Genomic DNA, 20,939 nt, shown 5'->3' on the forward strand with positions numbered 1-20,939 from the left:
ATTACGAAAATCAATTCTTAATTCTCAATTCTTAATTCTAAATTTACTTAAATCCGTTTTCTTCCAAAAAATTCTCAGTAATTGTGGATCCTTGTTTTTGGTTTGAAAAGCGTTGATCGATGAATTGTTCAATATATTTACCGATCATATCACATTCAAGGTTTACAATATCTCCCACACCTTTAGAACCAATGACGGTTTCTGTTAATGTGTGAGGAATAATTGAAACAGTAAATGTATCATCGGTTACTCCAAACACCGTAAGACTTGTACCATCAATGGCGATTGAGCCTTTTAATACAATATATTTTCGAATATCAGGATCAACCTTTATTTGATAGTAGACGGCATTGTCAACTCTTTCTTTTTTTACAATTTCGCCAATTCCGTCTACGTGTCCTGAAACAATATGACCTCCAAATCGTCCTCCAGCTGCCATCGCTCTTTCTAAGTTTACATTAGAACTGCGACCTAGCTGCCGCAAACTCGTATTACGTACTGTTTCCGGCATCATATCAACTGTAAACCGTTGTTTATCAAATGAGGTAACGGTTAAGCATACACCATTAACTGCGATACTATCACCTATTTGAACATCCGATAATATATGACTAGCCTGAATTGTCATAACGATTGCATCCCCGGATTGCTTCATTTGTTCAATCGTACCAATTTCTTCAATAATCCCTGTAAACATTATATTTCCCCCTTTGGCACAGAGATAATCTTGATGTCATCTCCCAGTTGTTCTACTGACCTCACTCTTAGTGATAAAACATCCGCGATACTTTCAAAACCTGTACCACTAAAAGATGTTGGAGCATTTTGTCCACCAATTAACTTTGGAGCAATATACGTAATCACCTGATTAACAGCCCGCGAAAGCAAAAAGCTGCCATTAACTTTTGCTCCTCCCTCTACTAATAAAGAACTAATTCCATTTGCTCCCAGTACTTCGAGCATCTTATTAACATCAATCACACTAGAATTAAGTTGATGAACCGTCATCCCCATTTCTTTTAAAGCAGCTATTTTTTCAGCAGGTGCTTGTTGACTTGTTATAAACCACGTTGGGGCTTGACTATCGGTTACAACCGAAGCATCCAACGGTGTTCTTAATTGATGATCTAAAATAATCCGAATCGGATTCTTCCCACCATTCAAAAGTCGGGTCGTTAAAGAAGGATTGTCTGCTATAACAGTCCCTACCCCTACAAGTATCGCATCATGTTGGTGTCGCAAATAATGAACATCTTCCCTGGCCAATTCACCAGTGATCCACTTACTTTCGCCTGTAACAGTTGCAATTTTCCCATCTAAACTAGTCGCTGACTTTAATGTCACAAAAGGTTTCTTTGTAGCAATATAGTGGAAAAATACTCGGTTTAACTCATTAGCTTCTTCTTTTAACAAGCCAACTTCAACATCTATTCCAGCATCTTTAAGTTTTGCTATCCCTTTACCAGCCACCTTTGGATTAGGATCAGTAGAGGCGATGACGACTCGCTTAATTCCAGATTCTATTACAAGATCGGCACATGGGGGTGTACGGCCATGATGACTGCATGGCTCCAACGTTACATAGATAGTTGCCCCTTCTGCTTTTTCACCAGCCATTCGTAATGCGTGAACTTCAGCATGCGGCTCCCCTGCTTTTAAATGCGCTCCCATACCTGCAATTTGATTATCTTTAACAACAACTGCCCCGACTAAAGGATTAGGGGTTGTTTGTCCCTTTGCACTACTTGCAAGTTCAAGGGCAAGTTTCATATATTGATGATCATTCATTGTTACCACCGCTTTTTTGTTTAAAGTTGTAAAATGTGAGTGTCTTATATATTAATACAACAAAAAACCCTGAGGTATCATTCCCAGGGTGGTATAAGTAGAAGAAAATACTAATAAGCAACAGGTCCTTTTTATTGTTTACAGTTGGAGGTAAAAACTTACTTCTATAATGTTACTTAAGAAGTAAATCATTCCTTATAACTGCTAAAAAAAGACACACTTATCCCGTAATCTAAACAGGCATTTTTTTGCTATTTTCTTCCTTCTCCCATCCAGACTATACTGTCGGCTCTGGAGTCGCACCAGATCCACCGCTAAGCATACAAGCTTACCGGGTCACGGACTTAGAAGTAACCAAACTTCATCACCGCCGGTTGGGAATTTCACCCTACCCCGAAGGAACTTTTTATTCATGCTATTTTATTATAATTCAATATTACCTGTTGAATCACATATCGTCAATATATTGTCATTAAACTAGCCAAATCTTGACGCTCCCCCTGCATCAACTTTCAACTTTAACTTTCAATTTTCAACTTAAAATTTAAATATCCTGATAAATTTCACTTAGTTTTTCAACAATCTGATGAAACATTTGCTGACCTTTTTCAGGATAAAAATCTAATTTTCGATGCAATGCAGTCTGAAACGCTTCTTTTTCTGGATTGTACGTAATATCAATTAACATCATCCCATCCATCCACACTTCAAGAATATTTTCGTTAGATTCCATAAGTTTTTTAAATGCTTCGTTCTCATCATATTTTGTCAAGAAATGAATACGTCCATTCGTTTCAATTACATAATATTGTAAATTCTCACTCATGAAGACCTCCCTCCCCTCAACTTTATTTTCTGCGAAAGTTATGTATTTTCCTACATGTTTTTTTTACAACTTTTCAACAAAGAATCATTTTTCATAAAAAGTTGAAAAGACTGCCTAAAAATAGACAGTCTTCTTTATTCTACGTAAAATATTTATTTATGGTACCTTCTCCATAAATAAATGATTACAGCAACTACTATTAACTTTACTACAGTTATTCCAACTGTGATAATTACTTCGTCCTTACTAGGGAACAATACTTATTTCATCTCCTTTCTATAGTATATTAATATACTATAGAAAGGTATGAATTCCCTTTTAAATTTTGCATAATTCTTATAGGCTCTACCCTTAAAAATAAAACTGTAAAAATAGAATACTATGAAGTGAGATTTATTTCAATTTGAGCAAGTAATAAATCTATATGAGCATTTCTCATACCTTTAGCATATTTAATTGTTTCAAAATATTCTTCTGCTTTATCTAATGCTTCTTCAAGAGGTTTAACGTTTTCTTCATAAAACTTCTTTCTTTCTTCTGCGTTATCAAATGAATTTAACGCTCTTTCAGCTACGTAGTATTTAGCTCGTACTACAGAGATTTTTTCTACAGCTTCGTTTACGTCACCCACATTATTTCTTTTTTCTAATTCTAATTCCTCTCGCCATTTACTAATCTCATCTCTTACATGATCCGTCATATTAATCACCTCTTATTATTTATCATTCGTCAAAAGGTGCTATTTACCTGCTAATCCATTAAAGTATTTTTAATTATTTTGTCGATTCAAGAAAAAAGCCGAATGAAGATCCCCTCCATTCGGCTTCTACAAATATTATTTTTTATTCTTACGCTTCTACAACCTCTACCTTACTCATTACATCACCTTGTTTAACACGTAAAACAGTGTCCATTCCTTCAGTTACTTGACCAAAAACTGTATGTACACCATCTAAATGAGGTTGTGGTTCATGTACGATGAAAAACTGGCAAGAGCCTGTATCTTTCCCTGCATGAGCCATTGATAATGCACCTGCAACATGCTTGTGCGGATTACCTTCAGTTTCACATGGAATGCGCTCATCAGCAGAGCCTGTACCATTTCCGATAGGACAACCACCTTGTGCAACAAAACCAGGAATAACACGGTGGAATGTTAAACCATTATAAAATCCAGAATTCGCTAGTTTCTCAAAATTAGCAACTGTTATTGGTGCCTCATTCGGAAAAAGATCAAATTCAATTTTTTCTCCGTTTTCAAATGTAATGCTTCCCTTTTTCATATGTAATACCTCCTATTGATAACATCTTTCCCATAATACCATAAATTAGTACAAATGAGAAAAAAATACCCCAACTCAATTAGAGAAAGGGTAGTAGATGTAACTATAACGTATTTAATGAAACATCAAGACGAATCAAATCTTCATAGCTTTCTCTTTTAATAACAACTTGGGAATTACCGTTTTCTACAAAGACAACTGCTGGTCTTGGTATACGGTTATAGTTATTTGCCATTGAATAACCATATGCTCCTGTACAGAAGACAGCCAATAGATCTTCATGATTTGCTTTAGGTAATGGAAGATCCCAAATTAACATGTCCCCACTTTCACAGCACTTACCGGCGATCGAGTATACGTGGTCACTTTCCTCTCTTGCCCGGTTTGCAAGAATTCCCTCGTATTCAGCATGATACAGTGCTGGACGTAAATTATCCGTCATCCCTCCATCAACCGATAAATAATGGCGAACATTTGGGATGTCCTTCTCTGAACCAACTGAATACAATGTTGTACCTGCATCTCCAACAAGTGAACGTCCTGGTTCGATCCAAATTTCAGGAACTTCCATACCAAGAGTTCTCGATTGTTCGATAACGGCCTCAACAGTTGCATCAACATATTCTGACAATGGTAATGGCTCATCACCTTTTACATAACGAATACCAAAGCCTCCGCCTAAATTCAGTACAGTAGGTGTAAAATCAAGCTCTTCTTTCCATTTTGCTAAGTATGAAAAGATTTTTTCCACTGCCATCACAAATCCAGTCGTTTCAAAAATCTGTGAGCCAATATGACAATGTAATCCAAGCAGCTGTAGTGTCTCCTTATCCTTCGTCATGGAAATAGCCTGATCAACTTGGCCACTTACAAGATCGAATCCAAATTTCGAATCTTCCTGCCCGGTTGTAATATATTCATGAGTATGTGCTTCTACCCCCGGTGTGGTGCGTAACAGAATAGCTGTTTTCGTTTGGTGTCTGATACATGCTTGTTCAACTAATTCAAGCTCATAAAAATTATCAACAACAAAACAACCAATACCTGCTTTTACAGCCATATCAATTTCTTCGGGACTTTTATTGTTTCCATGAAAATGAATGCGTTCAACAGGGAAATTTGCTGTTAGTGCGGTATATAATTCTCCGCCTGAAACGACATCTAAGCTTAAACCTAATTCATCAGCCAGTTGACACATTGCAACACAACTGAATGCTTTACTTGCATAGGCAACTTGAGCCTTTACTCCATGTTTTTTAAATGCTTCTTTAAATTCATTTGCTTTTTGTTTTATTAGTGCAACATCATAGACAAACAATGGTGTTCCATATTTTTTTGATAACTCAACAGTATCCACCCCGCCGATTTCAAGATGTCCTTGTTGATTAATTTGACTTGTACCGTGTAAAAACATCCCTTTTCCCCTCTCACTAAACCTAAAATGATAAAAAGGCAGCTAATAAGCTCGGCTAGTTAGCTACCTTTTAAAAGATATAGCTGTTACGTATCTAAAATAAGTTACGTAACACTTTATCATAATTATCACTTTACTTCAATAAAAACTCACTAACAACGACTAGGCAAATATTAGTTAAACCGGCTGTTTTGTGTTATTTTTCGTACCAACTATACTCGGACGTTTCTTCATTGTCGGTACGGACGTACGAACAATGATTTGCATTGCAGCTTTCGGATTAAATGGTAAAAACGGCCAGAAATATGGTTTCTCTAATGAACGAATACTTGCTAACCATAGAACAAATATTGTCAACGTTATAATAAAACCAGGCGCCTTAAAGATAGCTGTCATGACAATGAGGATTAAACGAACAATTTTCATAGCAACTCCGAGCTCATAACTAGGCGTTGCAAACGTCCCTATCGCTCCTACTGCAACATATAAAATAACCTCAGGGATGAAAAGTCCAACAGAAATGGCAATATCCCCAATTAACAATGCGGCGACTAGACCTAACGCAGTCGCTAGCGGTGAAGGGGTATGAATTGCCGCCATCCGCAACAGCTCAATACCAAACTCAGCCAGGAGGATTTGGACAAAAACAGGCACATTTTTTGTTTCGTTTGGCCCAATATATTCAAGGGCCGCCGGTAACATATCTGGTTGTACAACCATTAAATACCATAACGGTAGAATAATTAAAGAAAAAATCATTCCCGAATAACGAACCCATCTAAAAAACGTCCCTACAGCTGGTGCTTGGCGAAACTCCTCTGCATGCTGAACATGGTGAAAAAAAGTCGTTGGCGTAATAATTGCACTTGGGGACCCGTCTACAAAGACGACAACATGTCCCTCCAGTATGTGTGTTGCCACAACATCAGGACGTTCAGAATAGCGAACGAGAGGAAATGGATTCATTCCTTGTTTTACAATAAACTCTTCGACAACTTTATCAGCCATCGTTAAGCCATCAATCTTAATATTTTCAATTTCTTTTCGAATCACTTTCACCATTGCATCATCAGCTACATCTTCTAAATAGGCAATACAAATATCGGTCTTGGACCGCTCACCCACTTGAAGAATTTCATGTCTAAGCCGCTCATCACGGATTCTTCGTCTTGTTAAGCCAGTATTTTCTATAATATTTTCTGTATACCCATCCCTTGCTCCACGTACCACTTTCTCTGTATCAGGCTCATTCGGGCCTCGGCCAGGGTAGCTTCGCACATCTATTATAATCGCTTCCGATTCATCTTCAATAAGTAAAATAATTAGTCCTGAAAGAAGTTGAATTATTGCTTGATCTAAATCTTCAGCATACTCAACTTGTTGGTGTGTTAAACGGTTTTCAATTGCTTTACGAGGAATGATCTGTTTCTTCTCATGACGATCAAGCTCCATTAATTCCTTCATTAACTCTATAATAAAAGCTGTATCACATAACCCATTGACAAAATATATTTGCAATTCTTTACCTAAGATGTTTATTTTCCTTATACCTACATCGAAGCTTTTCCCAATACCAAGCTGTTTTGTTAAGTAATCTTCATTTTGATGGATGTTCTTCGATACAGGTTGTTTCTCTTTTGTATTTTTACTCATTGTATCCGCTCCGTTCTAAAATGATTTCTACCGCTTTCCTTGTAATGGGAGCTCCTCTTTCAACTGCATCCTTTCCAGCCATCTTCCCAATATCACCGATCCCAACAACAATAGGTAGATTTAATTGATCCAAAATATATACGGTGTCTCCATTAATCCGACCTCGTTCCAGATCTTTTAAGCCATATTTATCAGTCCCATATTCTGTTAGCATCCCATAGCGATCAATACTTACATCAACCTTCGTCCATTCTGAAGCATGAGTTCTTGATGCAACGGCAATTGCTCCCAATACCTCAATCGTTGGATGTTCGGCAACAATTCGCATTGCAACCTCTCCGGGTCCTTCCTCTTGAAACCCACAATCATCAAACATAACAAGAACAGGATCATATGGTGCCTGATGAATGAGCTTCACAAGTTCATCTCCTGATAGTCTCGTTGGATTCCCCCATGATTGTGTAATACAGCGACCACCAATTTGTTTTGCTACTACTTGTACAGCTTTTTTGGCCGAATCGTCTCCATCAGTAATTAATATGACCCTTTTTTTCTTGTTCATGCTTGCCTTCACCCCTTTGGTTTAAAAAGTAATGCAACAAAAAACCCAAATAAAATAGCAGAAGAAATCCCAGCCGATGTTACTTCAAAAATTCCCATTCCAATACCCAAAAATCCATGCCTGTCAGCCTCAACCATTGCTCCATGTACAAGTGAATGTCCAAAGCTCGTGATTGGTACCGTTGCTCCTGCACCGGCAAAATCGATCAAACGATCATATAAATGAAATCCATCCAATAACGCACCGGCAACAACCAATGAACTCATGACATGAGCAGGTGATAATTTAAAAAAATCAAGCAGAATTTGTCCGACCACGCATATTGCTCCACCGACAACAAAAGCGATGACATACTCAGCCATTTGGAACCCCCTCATCGAGCTCCAAGACAACGCCATGAGCAATACACGGGATTGTTTCTTTCTGTTGAATCATTAATGGACTTAATAAAGCTCCAGTCGCCACAACAAAAATTTTTTTTAAATGTCCATTTTTTATCTCTTCAACCAAATGTCCGTATGTAACAACAGCTGAGCACGCACACCCGCTTCCTCCCGCAAAGACCGGCTGGTCGGGACTGTATATCATAACCCCACAATCTGAAAAGTTATTTTGTAAATGAACACCTTCATCTTCGAGCAACTTCAAAAGAATCGTACTTCCTACTCGCGATAAATCTCCTGTAACAATTAAATCATATTCAGAAGCATCTCTTCCTGTATCCCTTAAGTGAGCCAAAATTGTATCATGGGCTGCAGGGGCCATTGCTGAACCCATATCAAATGGATTATTTACACCTAAGTCCACAACTTTTCCTATCGTTGCTTCAGTAATTTTAATCTTTGACTTTTCCCGACTTACCAAAGCAGCTCCTGCACCCGTCACAGTAAATGTTGCTGAATCCGGTTTCTGTCCGCCGTATTCAGTGGGGTACCTGAACTGACGCTCTGCTGTTGCATTATGACTGCTGGCCGCAGCAACCACATTACTCGCATATCCCCCATCAACGAGGACTGCACCTAATGCTAGAGTTTCCATCGAAGTAGAACATGCCCCAAACATACCTAGAAACGGAATTTCCATCTCTCTAGCTACATAATTCGAGGTAACGATTTGATTTAACAGATCACCAGCTAGTAAAAAGTCAATTTGAGATTTTTTCTTATGTGCTTTCTTCAGGCAGCTTTCAATTGCATCAGTCATTAGTTTTCTTTCGGCTAATTCCCAATTTTCTTCACCGCAATATAAATTGTCGTATGTTTTATCAAACATTTTTCCAAGAGGGCCTTCCATTTCGATTGGTCCAACAGCTGTTCCACATGAGGAAAGATAGATATCATTTTCAAAACGCCATGTTTGTTTCCCTTTCAGCTTCATTGCTGTCTCCCCCTTCTAGAAATCAATCATTTACGAAATTAATGTTTGTACTAACAGTCTTACCATACTAACAACGTAAGCAGATACTACCCCGAAGACGATAACCGCACCAGAGATTTTAAACATATTGGCTGCAATACCATGGACAAGTCCCTCACTCCGATGTTCGAGTGCTGCACTTGTAATTGAATTTGCAAACCCGGTAACTGGAACTATTGACCCGGCTCCTGCAAACTGCCCGATTCGATCATAGACACCAAATGCCGTTAATAATGATGCAATAAGTATTAACGTTGCAATCGTTGGTGCTCCGGCCGCACTTTGTGTGATATTAAAATTAAAAATATAGAAGTTTGCTATCCCTTGCCCTATACCACAAATAAAACCACCAACCAGAAAAGCTTTTAAACAATTTCTTATATAATTAGGTTTTGGTTGATAAGGCGCTATCTTTTTTTTGTATAATTTTTTCTTTTTTGTTTTTTCGTCCATGAAGTTCTTCCACCTTTGATATTATTGGTCAACAAAATAGATCCAATGGAATAATGAACCACAAATTTTTCCAAGGACAATCGCCATAAGGAGAATGATAATTTTGTCAGAAACACCAATTCGTTTCGCCAAAATAGGCAGTACATTTAAGACTTCTGTAAGTGCGGCTGCCAGCATTCCAACAAAGATGCCAGCATTTAATCCTAAAATAATTAACCAAAAGCTAGCCAAATTCAATGTAGGCTCCCTGAGGCTTAACCATGAACCGACTAATGCTCCACTAACAACACCCCACTCGTAAGCATGGATGAATTTTTTCGTTTTCGTTAACTGCGCCAATCGCGGCACAATACCAAGTACGGTTAAAAATGCAACAAGTCCACTGCCGACAGCAAGACCTCCCGCAAACCCAATTAATACCGTTAAGATAAACTCAATTGCCATTTAGTTTTGTTTCACTTTCACTGTTTTCATTCATAATGACATATTGATCGAGGTCTTGTTGATAATTAAACATTTCTACTTCTAGAGGACTAGGTTCCTCATTAATCCGCTTTCGAAACAGGTGATTAAAAAATAGAATCATTCCTACTCCTAAACCTATAGAATACGGAATTTGAAAAAGTAAAGGTTTTGAGTTTTCTTCCCCAGTTACAATTTCAAATATTTTTTGATGGACTTTTTGCATACTCACATCTTCATGAAAATTCATAATTGCTAATCCAGCACCTACAAACAATAAAAGCCATACAGAAATAAAATAGACGGGAGTGAACGTTTTCTTTGGATAGTACACTTGTAAAATCGTTTGTGAACCACCTATTGTTTGGACTTCAATATCTGGCATCTGCTTTCGAATTTCGAGAATCACTTTCATCACATCAATAACAACTAGATTTTTATCATTTTTTGTTACATGATGAATCATTATCTTGCCGATTTCTTCTCGAATCTGATTTGCTGAAACAATTTGTGCAATATCCCCTATGGTTACATCTTGATCTAGCTTTACTTCAACTCTATGTCTCATTCGTAAGTAAACCATCTGATCTTCAACCAATTGACTCCCCCCTTCTTCCATATTTGTTACTAGTATGGATTTCTCCACCGATTTCCATGCATTATATAGTTTAGAGTTTAGAGTGTAGAGTTTAAAGTTGCTCCGGTTATTCTAAGAAGTTGTTTGAAAGCTTCTTTTGAATCAACTAAAACCACTCTAAACTCTAAACTCTAAATTCTAAACTCTAAATTCTAAACTCTAAACTAAAAAAAGACCAATAAGGCGTTAATCGCCCATTTGGTCTTTGATTTGTTTTAATATTTTTTTCTCGAGTCGTGAAACTTGCACTTGGGAAATCCCCAGTCTTGTTGCTACTTCTGATTGAGTTTGGTCTTTGTAATAGCGGAGATATACGATCAACCGCTCCCTTTCATCCAAGTGCCGTATCGCTTCTTTTAATGCAATTTTATCAAACCACTTTGTTTCTGAGTGGTCAGCAATTTGATCTAGTAACGTAATTGGATCGCCATCATTTTCGTAGACTGTTTCATGGATGGATGATAAGCTTCGACTCGCTTCTTGGGCAAAGACCACCTCTTCAGCTGTGATCTCTAGCATTTCAGCAATTTCATTAACTGTCGGAATTCGTCCTAATGATTTAGATAATTCATCTTTTGCTTTACGAATTTTGTTGGCAGTTTCCTTTAATGATCTGCTAACTTTAACAGTCCCGTCATCTCGCAAAAAGCGTTGAATTTCACCGATGATCATAGGAACTGCGTACGTCGAAAACTTAACATCATAGGATAAATCAAATTTATCAACTGATTTGATTAAGCCAATACAGCCAATTTGAAATAAATCATCCGGTTCATAGCCCCGATTTAAAAAACGTTGAACAACTGACCAAACCAGTCTCGTGTTTTTCCCGACAATGACATCACGTGCTTCATGGTCTCCGGCTTGACTGCGTGCAATTAACTTCTTGACTTCATCATCCTTTAAATATGCTTCTTTTTTATCGTTCTTTACCTCCACGTCCATAAGCAGAACTCCTTAATTGCATAACGCTTTACTTTTTGATAGATGCTTTGTTAAGTAAATGGTTGTTCCTACTGATGGTTCTGTAACAACTTTCACTTCATCCATGAAATTTTCCATAATGGTAAAGCCCATTCCTGAACGTTCTAGTTCGGGTTTTGTTGTAAATAACGGTTGTCTCGCTTCTTCAAGATTCGGAATTCCGATTCCTTCATCTCTAATCGTTAAATGAATAACATCTTGTTCAAGCGTCACTGAAATATAGATCATTCCTTCCGGATTATTATCATAACCATGAATAATCGAATTTGTGACTGCTTCAGAGACAACGGTTTTAATTTCAGTTAGTTCATCCATCGTTGGGTCTAGTTGTGCAACAAAAGCACCTACAGTTACTCTAGCAAACGACTCATTCTCACTTAACGCCGAAAATTTAATTTCCATTATATTTTTCATTTAGGCCACCCCCAATGTTTGCAAGGCATGTTGTTCATTTTCTTCTAACCGAACAATTTTAAATAACCCTGACATTTCGAATAAACGTTTGACTGCAGGAGAAATTGCACATACTACCATTTTTCCACCGTTATTCTTAATGTGCTTGTAGCGGCCTAAAATAACACCTAAACCTGAGCTGTCCATAAATGAGAGCATTTCTAGATTTAAAATAATGTGCTGAATCTTATCTTCATTAATTTTCTCATCAACCTTTTTCCGTAATAATTCGGCGGTATGATGATCTAATTCACCTTTAAGTCGGACGCATAGTACGCTGCCTTTCTTTTCAAGATCAATACGTAAACTCACAATCGTTCACTCCCTGCATAATTGTTTTGACCTTATGAGATGTTTCATCATTACTATAACTTGTTTTCGATAGATGCAATGATGACTCCTCCTCCGTGACAAAACTAGTGGCTATTCGGCAATAAAAGTGAACATACATGCAGGCTTTGACAACGTGTTGTTTACAATCCTGAAGATACGATTAATGAATTGTTCCGGCAAAGCTCTTGAAGGACCGTTTAAATAAACTCCACCATGATGCGGTATCCACATCTTCTCCAGCAACCAATGAAGATTCCATGATGACTTTTCCATCCTGTTCAATTTTTAACGTTCCAATTTCATCACCCTTTTTTATTGGTGCTTTTAATTGTCCGTTTAGTACAATATTCTCCGTAGCATCCTCAATATTTCCACCTTTTTTCGTGAGGATGGATACGCTTTCTGACGTTACAAGAGGAACAGTTTCAGCTTGCCCTTTGCTCACTTTTACATCTGAAATGACATGGTTTCGATCATATAATTTGTGAACCATATATTGACTGAATGCATAATCTAACATTTCAGTAATTTGACGATTTCGTTCTTTCGGTGAAGGGGCGCCCATGACAACAGCGATCACACGCATATCATTTTTCTTTGCAGTCGCTGTAAGACAATACATCGCCTCACGAGTATATCCAGTTTTCAGCCCATCAACACCAGGATAGAATTTGACTAGTTTATTTGTATTGACTAACCAAAACTTCTTGTCTGTATTTTCCCGAAGATAATCTTCATAGATTCCCGTAAATCTCGTGATTTCATCATACTTTAACAGTTCTTTTGAAATAATTGCTAAATCGTGAGCTGTTGTGTAATGTTCTTTGGCAGGAAGCCCATTTGAATTCATAAAGCTTGTATTTTTTAACCCCAATTCCTTCGCTTTATCATTCATCATCGTGACAAATGCTTCTTCTGAACCAGCAATATGCTCAGCCATCGCCACAGAGGCATCATTTCCTGATGCTACAGCAATTGCTTTTAACATTTCTTCAACAGTCATTTCTTCTCCAGGCTCAAGAAAAATTTGTGAACCTCCCATTGAAGCCGCTCTTTCACTCGTTCGTACCTTTTCATCCATTTTTATTTTTCCGTTGTCAATCGCTTCCATTATCAGAAGCATTGTCATGATCTTTGTCATACTTGCAGGCGGGAGTGGTTGATCACTGTTTTTCTCATAGAGAATTTCTCCGGTATCTCTTTCAATTATAATCGCTGAATCGGCTTCTTTAGCTAACTCTACGTTTGAATCTTGGGCAAAACCATATCCAGTAAATAATGTAACAATCATTACAAAACTTAAAAGGCTTATCATTAATCCCCTGAACATTTAAATCCCTCCATTTTTCATACCTTTTCAAAAAAGGCGTTCCTATACCAAGTTTTATATAGGCATTTTTTCCAAACAGTAACTATTCTATACAAGTTTTGGAATTTTATTAGAAAAGATTAAAAAAATTTCATTATTGAAGGAGCAGCCGCTTCATGTCACCCAAGATATTTATTTAGCATATGGTAAGAAAGAATACAAAAAAGGGGCGGATTACCCATGAATCAATATCGATACCCAATAATCAGTCAAAATCCACCAGTAGCAGAAGTTACAAGTATTAGTTATCCAACCATAAGTCCAATAGCAGTGATTGGTACGGATTCAATGATTATTGGTGATATTACCATTGCAGACGATGTCTTCGTAGGCTTTAAAAATTTATTACGTGCGGATTCCGGCTATCCATATTATGTTGGTCCACGCACAAATATCCAAGACTATGTATTAATGCATGTTCATCCAGGCAGAGAACACGTTGAAGTGAATGGGAATAAGTGGGGTGTCTATTTAGAAGGGGAAAATAGTGTATTGCATCATGCTGCAGTTCATGGTCCTCTCTTTATTGGTCATAATACATTCGTCGGACAGCATGCAAATATCTATGATGCTATTATCGGACGAAACTGTGTCATCATGCACGGTGCGACTGTAACAAACGGTGTAAAAATTGGGGACGACCGATTTGTCGCACCTGGACAATCGATCTGGAAGCAAGAGGATGCGGATCAGCTCCCTGAAGTACCTGAAAAACATAAAAATTTAAATCAAGAAATCGTTGATCACTATTACCGATTAGGAAAATCATATTACCAAAATACCCCCCTAGCTTTTTCATATGAATAAAATAGAAAAGCGTAGGCGCCGGAGTTAGACAGTTAAAAAGCGTGTGAATTCATTGGAGAGTTCACACGCTTTGTTTGTAATGCCGTCTATTTAATTTCATCATAGACAAGTGATGGGATATCAACGTTCCCCTGAGAAATGGAATAGGACTCTTCAATCCGTTTTATTACATCAGCAACCTCTTCCTGGTTGCTGTGAATCGTTGCCAGCGATTCTCCTTTTTTTACATTATCACCAATTTTTTTGAGAAGCACGACCCCAACGGCCAAGTCGATTTTCGATTCTTTCGTTGCCCTTCCTGCACCTAAGATCATTGCTGCAGTTCCAATTTTATCAGCAGTAATTGCTGAAATAACTCCGTCTTCCTTAGCTTCAACCTCAATTGTATATTTCGCTGTTGGCAGCTTAGAAGGATCATCAACAATCTCTGGATTCCCACCCTGTGCGGCAACAAATGTTTTAAACTTCTCTAACGCCTTACCGTTTGCTACAACTTCTTCTAATTTTTGCCTTGCTTCCTCAAGAGTTTCCGCCTTATTTGCTAAATAAACCATATGACTGCCTAACGTTAAGCATAATTCATATAAATCCTTTGGTCCTTTACCAGCTAATGTGTCAATCGCTTCCTTCACTTCAAGTGCGTTACCGATTGCAAATCCTAATGGCTGACTCATATCAGAGATCACTGCCATTGTTTTTCGACCGAGTTTGTTTCCGATGCCCACCATTGCTTTCGCAAGCTCTTTTGCATCATCAAGCTCCTTCATAAAGGCACCGGCACCTGTTTTTACATCTAAAACGATAGCATCTGCACCTGATGCAATTTTTTTACTCATAATTGAACTTGCAATAAGGGGAATTGAATTAACAGTCGCTGTGACATCACGGAGACCATAGAGCTTCTTATCCGCAGGGGTAAGATTTCCTGTTTGACCTATTACTGCAACATGATTTGTATTAACAAGGTCAATAAACTGATCATTTGTGATTTCGACTGAGAAGCCAGTAATCGCTTCTAACTTATCTATTGTTCCTCCAGTATGCCCAAGTCCTCTACCAGACATTTTTGCCACAGGAACACCAACCGCTGCAACTAACGGAGCAAGTACTAATGTTGTTGTGTCACCAACTCCTCCTGTACTATGCTTATCTACTTTAATTCCATGAATGGCTGATAGATCGATTTGATCTCCAGATTCCACCATAGCCATCGTTAAATACGAACGCTCATCTGTAGTCATATCGTTAAAAAAAATCGCCATCGCCAGTGCAGACATTTGATAATCAGGAATTTCATCATTCGTATAACCTGCAATGATAAAATCAATCTCTTCTTTTGTTAACTCCATTCCATCGCGTTTCTTCTCAATTAAATCAACCATCCGCATAGAAAACACCCTCACTATTAGTTTAGAGTTTAGAGTGTAGAGTTAAAAGACTTTAAAAACGAATTTAGAATTTAGAATGTATAATTTAGAATTACTTGTAGGATAAATCTTGGCAGTGTCTTTTCATTACTTCCAGAACATCCCTCAACAACTCTAATCTCTACATTCTAAACTCTACACTCAAATAACTTAATCAATTTCCTTCACAACATTCTTAACGAGTGCTAAAAATTTTTCTTTAACCATTTCCGTTGTTTCTATTACTTCATCATGTGTTAAAGGCTGGTCGAGTATACCGGCAGCCATGTTTGAAATACATGAAATTCCCAAAACTTCAATCCCAACGTATGTTGCAACAATGACTTCAGGTACCGTTGACATTCCAACAGCATCCCCACCTAACTTTCGGATCATTCTGACTTCTGCAGGCGTCTCATAGGTCGGGCCGGTATTCCCTACATATACACCTTGTTTTAGGTTAATCTGCAATAATGCAGCGACTTGTTTTGCTTTTTCTTGGAGTCGTTTTGAGTACGCTTGAGACATATCTGGAAAACGAACACCTAAACTAGAATCATTTGGACCAATTAATGGATTCTGCCCCATATTATTGATATGATCCTCTATTATCATTAAATCTCCAGGCTCAAATGATTCATTTACACCGCCAGCAGCATTTGTAACAACTAATGTTTTTACACCAAGCTGCTTCATCACCAAAACCGGGAATGTTACTTTTTGAATCGAATAGCCTTCATAAAAATGAAAACGCCCTTGCATTGCCACTACGTTCTTACCCTGTAAGGTTCCAAATACAAATTGTCCGGCATGACCCTCAACTGTAGAAACAGGAAACTGCGGAATATCACTGTAAGGAATCTTGACCGGATTTTCAATCTCATCAGCAAGTATCCCAAGACCGGAACCAAGAATTAAACCAATATCTGGAGAGTCAGAAACTTTTCCTTTTATATATTGAACAGATTCACTAATCATTTCAGAATCAAACAACGGTAAACCTCCTTTTAGTTTAGAGTGTAGAGTTTAGAATTTAGAGTTGTTTTTCGGCTGTTTCAACGTAGTGTTCTTAAAAACCTCCTCGAAATATTACAGACAACTCTAAACTCTACATTCTAAACTCTAAACTTTCCCTCAACAAATTCTAAATTCTACATTCTCAATTCTAAATTGAATTTAAAAAGCTCTCCCCATGTTTTGGGGCTTTGACGTTGAAGTTATCGGCAACGGTTGCACCGACATCGGCAAACGTTTGACGGGTGCCTAATTTTTTTGCTTCTTTTTGTCCTTTATTATAAACAATAAGCGGGACATATTCTCTCGTGTGATCAGTCCCGTGATGTATAGGGTCATTGCCATGATCAGCAGTAATAATAAGCAGGTCGTCTTCCGTTAATTTTTCAAAGACTTCCGTCAGTCTAGTATCGTACTCTTCCAATGCCTTTCCATAGCCGATCGGATCCCGACGGTGTCCATAAAGAGCATCAAAGTCCACAAGATTTAAAAAGCTTAGTCCAGTAAACTCCATATCGATCGTTTGTAAGAGCTTATCCATTCCATCCATATTTGAGACGGTGCGTAATGAGTCGGTAATTCCTTCACCGTCATAGATATCAGATATTTTTCCAATCGCAATGGAATCCAGACCGCCATCCTTCAAGGCATCAAGAACAGTAGGTTCAAACGGTTTTAAAGCATAATCATGACGGTTCGATGTCCGCTGCCAATCTCCTGCTTCACCAACAAATGGACGGGCAATGACGCGGCCAATTTTATATTTTTCATCAAGCGTCAACTCTCTGGCTATTTTGCAAATGTTATATAATTCTTCAAGTGGAACTACTTGCTCATGCGCAGCAATTTGTAATACCGAATCGGCAGAAGTGTAGACTATGATGGCTCCTGTATCCACATGTTCCTTTCCTAATTCATCAAGTATCGCCGTACCTGATGCTGGCTTATTCCCAATTACCTTTCGACCTGATTTTTCTTCTAATTGGTGTATTAACTCTGGCGGAAAGCCATCCGGAAATGTACGAAATGGCTGCTCAATATGTAACCCCATTAATTCCCAATGTCCAGTCATTGTATCTTTCCCGTTAGAAGCCTCCTGCATCATTCCATAATGTGCCAATGGCTGTAAAACTTTTTCAATTCCTTTGATTTCCCGAATATGACTTAACCCAAGCTTGGCCATATTTGGCATATGTAAACCGTTCATTTTCTCAGCAATGTGTCCCAACGTATCTGAACCTATGTCATCAAATTTATCTGCATCAGGTGCCTCACCGATACCAACTGAGTCCATTACAATTAAAAAAATTCGTTTGAAACGATATTGAGCCATTACAAAGACCTCCTATATTCGAAAATTACAAGTTTGTACACTTTCCATTACATTTAGTTACTATACCCTTACAGCAATAAATCAATGTTAAGAAAAAAGTCTATAGCTTACGTTTTACACTATAAACTCCAGTATATTATGCTCTCGGATGATAAGTTGTATGGACATCTTTTATCCTTTTCTTTGAAACGTGGGTATACATTTGTGTTGTCGAAATCGTTGAATGTCCTAGCATCTCTTGAACAGCGCGTATATCAGCACCATTTTCAAGTAAATGTGCAGCAAATGAGTGGCGTAATGTGTGAGGAGTTAATTGTTTTTCAATATTAGCTTGATTAGCCATTTTTTTGAGAATCTTCCAAAAACCTTGTCTCGATAATCTCCTTCCATGATGATTAACAAACAAAGCATCTTCACTGGTATTGTTTTTCACTAATTTCGGTCGGCCTTTTTCTAAATAATGTGTTAATGAAGTAGTGGCTATCTGACCTAATGGGATAATTCTTTCTTTTTGTCCATTCCCAATACAACGGATAAAACCCATTGTTAAGTGAATATCACTGATATTCAACGAGCATAATTCAGTCACACGAATTCCAGTAGCATACAATACCTCGAGCATTGCTTTATCTCTTATGCCAAACGATGTAGTTAAATTCGGAACTTCAAGTAACGCTTCAACTTCAGCCGTTGTTAATATTAATGGAACTTTCTTTTCCGTCTTTGGAGTCTCAATATGTACGGTGGGATCCGTTTCCGTCAATTTCTCACGTAACAAAAATTGATGAAGGGAACGGATCGATGCAAGCTGTCTTGCAATCGTTGCTTGTGAACGTCCCTGCTCTTGTACATGATAAAGATAGTTTACAATACTTGTTTGTTTTATCTGATTCATTGATGTGATTTGTTCAACGAGTTCAATATAACGTGTATATTGCATTAAATCTCTACGATATGATTGTATCGTATTATGTGCCAATCCCCGTTCAACAGTTAAATAGTATAAAAAGCTTTGAATCTCGTTTTTCATTCATTCGCCCCTATTTTAGCTTAGATTTACCTCCACTTATTCTCCATAATGATAGAATAAGAAGAGTCGATCCAACAATTTACTTTCTCCTGCTTCGCCATCCATATGAAATACTTTGACAGCACGTCCTTGTGGTTCATCGTAGCGATGATAGTTTTCATACTCCTGGCTCACCCATAATATACCATAATAAAATAATAACGTGCACCCCATAAACAATAGAAAAACTCTCGTCGTTTCCCATACTAATGATAACCATGACCTCATACCATTTCCTCCTTAAAAAACCCTTAGTACAAGGTATGCCAAATGATTCACAGTTTATACTTTAAATATAGTTAAAAATTGAAAGTTGGAAAAACTTACAAAAGAATTAAAAAGAACCCTTCAGATCTTTTCCTGAAAGGTTCTTTTGTATTATAATTCAGTTTCATTTTTTTCTTCTTTATCCTGGCAACGATGACATATTCCATGAAATGTTAAACGATGATCTTTTATTTGAAAATTCCAATCTCTCTCAACAATCATTTCGACATCGCCTAATAAATCTTCTTGAATTTCGTCAACTGAGCCACATTCTATACATACTAAGTGATGATGAAAATGCGCAGCCCCTTCTTGTCGTAAATCATATCTGGAAACACCATCACCAAAATTAATTTTATCCACTACTTTTAATTCGTTTAACAATTCTAATGTTCGATAAACAGTAGCTAGTCCAATTTCAGGTGCCTTTTCTTTAACAAGGAGGTATACATCTTCTGCACTCAAATGATCTTCCTCATGTTCTAATAAAACACGAACCGTGGCTTCACGTTGTGGAGTAAGCTTATAGCTTTGTGAGTGTAGCTGTTTCTTTATCCGTTCAATTCTTTTTTCCATATTCTGCCCCTCCTCAGCCAATTCAACAATTTTATTATAAATGTCCAAGAAGGGCCTGTCAATTTATAACCATTATAAAATCTTTTTTGTACTATTTTTAAGATAATAATAATTATAAAATGATAATCAACTTTCAACTAATAACACCCTTACCCCATCCAGCCAACAATTAATTTCATCAGTGCAGGGGATACATATGCTTCAAATGCAGAAGCAATACTTAAGAGGGCACCAATACAAAGGATAAGTAAGGAATATCGTAACAATTGCTGAAAAATTGGCTCATGGCTTTTTTTAATAAATTGGTGACGAATCATTTTTAATGAGAAGGCAACCGATGCCGTTCCAACAATAATAAATGCCGGAACGATAATAAAGTTTTGTGGCATAATTGACACAAATGACAGGACAAATCCCGGCATCCCCATTTGATTGACAAGAAAACCTACCGTAAAACCAACCATTAACCCTTTTAAAAAGAGCAGGATCAAAATAATTGGCAGCCCAATAATTGAGAGCCCTAATAACCACATCATTCCAACATATTTGGCGTAGTGAGCAAAGCTTTGACTAAACATTGCGGCAGAATTGGCAAAGTGCCCATCAGCAACTTGTCCAAAAAACTGACTTAAATACATATATAAATCATACTTGTGAGTTAAACTTAAGCTATTTACAACGATTGCTCCAAAGATAACTCCCATTAAAAACAGTACAATCGTAAATAAATATAGCGAGCGATTATCTTCTATATGATAAGAAATTGCTTGTTTTAATCTTAGCCCCTGATTCATAATCATCCTCCTAGATTGGATATACGGTCAGTGAAACTCT

Annotated in this window: 25 protein-coding genes and 1 riboswitch; of the genes, 1 reads left to right on the forward strand and 24 read right to left on the reverse strand. The window is 37.5% G+C overall.

The genetic code is table 11. The features are described from left to right. Positions 1 to 43: 43 nt before the first annotated feature. The 17 genes from ribE to ACJ2A9_RS11105 all read right to left on the reverse strand — a co-directional run bounded on the left by ribE (position 44) and on the right by ACJ2A9_RS11105 (position 13,594). The gene (ribE, locus tag ACJ2A9_RS11025) at positions 44 to 697 is read right to left on the reverse strand and encodes a riboflavin synthase (protein WP_441421701.1); all 654 of its coding nucleotides are present in this window, start codon (positions 695 to 697) and stop codon (positions 44 to 46) included. Beyond that, positions 697 to 1,788 carry a bifunctional diaminohydroxyphosphoribosylaminopyrimidine deaminase/5-amino-6-(5-phosphoribosylamino)uracil reductase RibD gene (ribD, locus tag ACJ2A9_RS11030; RefSeq protein WP_441421702.1) on the reverse strand — a complete coding sequence of 364 codons (1,092 nt, stop codon included), beginning with the start codon at positions 1,786 to 1,788 and terminating at the stop codon, positions 697 to 699. Before ribD ends, ribE begins: the two co-directional genes overlap by 1 nt. 256 nt (positions 1,789 to 2,044) lie before the next feature. Continuing rightward, a riboswitch (FMN riboswitch) is annotated at positions 2,045 to 2,193 on the reverse strand. Between the two features lie 139 nt (positions 2,194 to 2,332). Beyond that, a complete protein-coding gene (locus tag ACJ2A9_RS11035) occupies positions 2,333 to 2,614 on the reverse strand; it encodes a hypothetical protein (RefSeq protein WP_441421703.1) in 282 nt (93 codons plus the stop codon). A 379-nt stretch (positions 2,615 to 2,993) separates the two neighbouring features. Beyond that, on the reverse strand, positions 2,994 to 3,314 hold the full coding sequence (locus tag ACJ2A9_RS11040; protein WP_441421704.1) for a hypothetical protein: 321 nt from the start codon (positions 3,312 to 3,314) through the stop codon (positions 2,994 to 2,996). 148 nt (positions 3,315 to 3,462) lie between these two features. After that, positions 3,463 to 3,897: a peptidylprolyl isomerase gene (locus ACJ2A9_RS11045; RefSeq protein ID WP_441421705.1), complete on the reverse strand. Its 435-nt coding sequence runs from the start codon at positions 3,895 to 3,897 to the stop codon at positions 3,463 to 3,465. A gap of 103 nt (positions 3,898 to 4,000) precedes the next feature. Next, positions 4,001 to 5,311: a diaminopimelate decarboxylase gene (gene lysA / locus ACJ2A9_RS11050; RefSeq protein WP_441421706.1), complete on the reverse strand. Its 1,311-nt coding sequence runs from the start codon at positions 5,309 to 5,311 to the stop codon at positions 4,001 to 4,003. A gap of 177 nt (positions 5,312 to 5,488) precedes the next feature. Further along, a complete protein-coding gene (locus tag ACJ2A9_RS11055) occupies positions 5,489 to 6,964 on the reverse strand; it encodes a spore germination protein (protein WP_441421707.1) in 1,476 nt (491 codons plus the stop codon). Further along, the gene (locus ACJ2A9_RS11060) at positions 6,957 to 7,526 is read right to left on the reverse strand and encodes a stage V sporulation protein AE (RefSeq protein WP_441421708.1); all 570 of its coding nucleotides are present in this window, start codon (positions 7,524 to 7,526) and stop codon (positions 6,957 to 6,959) included. Before ACJ2A9_RS11060 ends, ACJ2A9_RS11055 begins: the two co-directional genes overlap by 8 nt. Before the next feature lie 8 nt (positions 7,527 to 7,534). Further along, positions 7,535 to 7,888 carry a stage V sporulation protein AE gene (gene spoVAE / locus ACJ2A9_RS11065; protein WP_441421709.1) on the reverse strand — a complete coding sequence of 118 codons (354 nt, stop codon included), beginning with the start codon at positions 7,886 to 7,888 and terminating at the stop codon, positions 7,535 to 7,537. Next, positions 7,881 to 8,903: a stage V sporulation protein AD gene (spoVAD, locus tag ACJ2A9_RS11070; RefSeq protein WP_441421710.1), complete on the reverse strand. Its 1,023-nt coding sequence runs from the start codon at positions 8,901 to 8,903 to the stop codon at positions 7,881 to 7,883. The genes spoVAE and spoVAD overlap by 8 nt, the downstream gene beginning before the upstream one ends. Positions 8,904 to 8,933: 30 nt before the next feature. Further along, positions 8,934 to 9,395 carry a stage V sporulation protein AC gene (gene spoVAC, locus ACJ2A9_RS11075; RefSeq protein ID WP_441421711.1) on the reverse strand — a complete coding sequence of 154 codons (462 nt, stop codon included), beginning with the start codon at positions 9,393 to 9,395 and terminating at the stop codon, positions 8,934 to 8,936. Positions 9,396 to 9,416: 21 nt separating this feature from the next. After that, positions 9,417 to 9,839 carry a stage V sporulation protein AB gene (locus ACJ2A9_RS11080; protein ID WP_441421712.1) on the reverse strand — a complete coding sequence of 141 codons (423 nt, stop codon included), beginning with the start codon at positions 9,837 to 9,839 and terminating at the stop codon, positions 9,417 to 9,419. Next, positions 9,829 to 10,440 carry a stage V sporulation protein AA gene (locus tag ACJ2A9_RS11085; protein ID WP_441421859.1) on the reverse strand — a complete coding sequence of 204 codons (612 nt, stop codon included), beginning with the start codon at positions 10,438 to 10,440 and terminating at the stop codon, positions 9,829 to 9,831. Before ACJ2A9_RS11085 ends, ACJ2A9_RS11080 begins: the two co-directional genes overlap by 11 nt. A gap of 240 nt (positions 10,441 to 10,680) precedes the next feature. Further along, entirely contained in the window at positions 10,681 to 11,439 is a 759-nt protein-coding gene (gene sigF, locus ACJ2A9_RS11090; protein ID WP_441421713.1) for an RNA polymerase sporulation sigma factor SigF, read from the reverse strand. 12 nt (positions 11,440 to 11,451) lie between these two features. Then, positions 11,452 to 11,892 (reverse strand): anti-sigma F factor, encoded by a 441-nt coding sequence (gene spoIIAB / locus ACJ2A9_RS11095; RefSeq protein ID WP_441421714.1) that lies wholly within the window; start codon positions 11,890 to 11,892, stop codon positions 11,452 to 11,454. Next, on the reverse strand, positions 11,893 to 12,243 hold the full coding sequence (gene spoIIAA, locus ACJ2A9_RS11100) for an anti-sigma F factor antagonist (RefSeq protein WP_441421715.1): 351 nt from the start codon (positions 12,241 to 12,243) through the stop codon (positions 11,893 to 11,895). It abuts the gene before it with no gap. Positions 12,244 to 12,424: 181 nt separating this feature from the next. Continuing rightward, the gene (locus ACJ2A9_RS11105) at positions 12,425 to 13,594 is read right to left on the reverse strand and encodes a D-alanyl-D-alanine carboxypeptidase family protein (protein WP_441421716.1); all 1,170 of its coding nucleotides are present in this window, start codon (positions 13,592 to 13,594) and stop codon (positions 12,425 to 12,427) included. A 219-nt stretch (positions 13,595 to 13,813) separates the two neighbouring features. Between ACJ2A9_RS11105 and ACJ2A9_RS11110 the strand changes: the two genes are divergently transcribed. Then, a complete protein-coding gene (locus ACJ2A9_RS11110) occupies positions 13,814 to 14,440 on the forward strand; it encodes a carbonate dehydratase (protein ID WP_441421717.1) in 627 nt (208 codons plus the stop codon). A gap of 86 nt (positions 14,441 to 14,526) precedes the next feature. On the opposite strand, the gene ACJ2A9_RS11115 is transcribed toward ACJ2A9_RS11110, so the two are convergent. From ACJ2A9_RS11115 to spoIIM, 7 genes are all read right to left on the reverse strand, one after another. Further along, positions 14,527 to 15,828 carry a pyrimidine-nucleoside phosphorylase gene (locus ACJ2A9_RS11115; RefSeq protein ID WP_441421718.1) on the reverse strand — a complete coding sequence of 434 codons (1,302 nt, stop codon included), beginning with the start codon at positions 15,826 to 15,828 and terminating at the stop codon, positions 14,527 to 14,529. Positions 15,829 to 16,017: 189 nt separating this feature from the next. Next, positions 16,018 to 16,824, reverse strand: coding sequence for a purine-nucleoside phosphorylase (locus ACJ2A9_RS11120; RefSeq protein WP_441421860.1), 807 nt, complete (start codon positions 16,822 to 16,824; stop codon positions 16,018 to 16,020). Between the two features lie 187 nt (positions 16,825 to 17,011). Continuing rightward, complete coding sequence (deoB, locus tag ACJ2A9_RS11125; RefSeq protein ID WP_441421719.1) at positions 17,012 to 18,193, reverse strand: phosphopentomutase; 1,182 nt, start codon at positions 18,191 to 18,193, stop codon at positions 17,012 to 17,014. 136 nt (positions 18,194 to 18,329) lie between these two features. After that, a complete protein-coding gene (xerD, locus tag ACJ2A9_RS11130) occupies positions 18,330 to 19,223 on the reverse strand; it encodes a site-specific tyrosine recombinase XerD (protein WP_441421720.1) in 894 nt (297 codons plus the stop codon). 36 nt (positions 19,224 to 19,259) lie between these two features. Then, entirely contained in the window at positions 19,260 to 19,490 is a 231-nt protein-coding gene (locus ACJ2A9_RS11135) for a YqzK family protein (RefSeq protein WP_441421721.1), read from the reverse strand. 150 nt (positions 19,491 to 19,640) lie between these two features. Beyond that, the gene (gene fur / locus ACJ2A9_RS11140) at positions 19,641 to 20,105 is read right to left on the reverse strand and encodes a ferric iron uptake transcriptional regulator (protein WP_441421722.1); all 465 of its coding nucleotides are present in this window, start codon (positions 20,103 to 20,105) and stop codon (positions 19,641 to 19,643) included. 149 nt (positions 20,106 to 20,254) lie between these two features. After that, the gene (gene spoIIM / locus ACJ2A9_RS11145; protein ID WP_441421723.1) at positions 20,255 to 20,899 is read right to left on the reverse strand and encodes a stage II sporulation protein M; all 645 of its coding nucleotides are present in this window, start codon (positions 20,897 to 20,899) and stop codon (positions 20,255 to 20,257) included. Between the last annotated feature and the right edge of the window lie 40 nt (positions 20,900 to 20,939).

The sequence above is a fragment of the Anaerobacillus sp. MEB173 genome, from assembly GCF_052119505.1.
GTDB lineage: Bacteria > Bacillota > Bacilli > Bacillales > JBJMAU01 > JBJMAU01.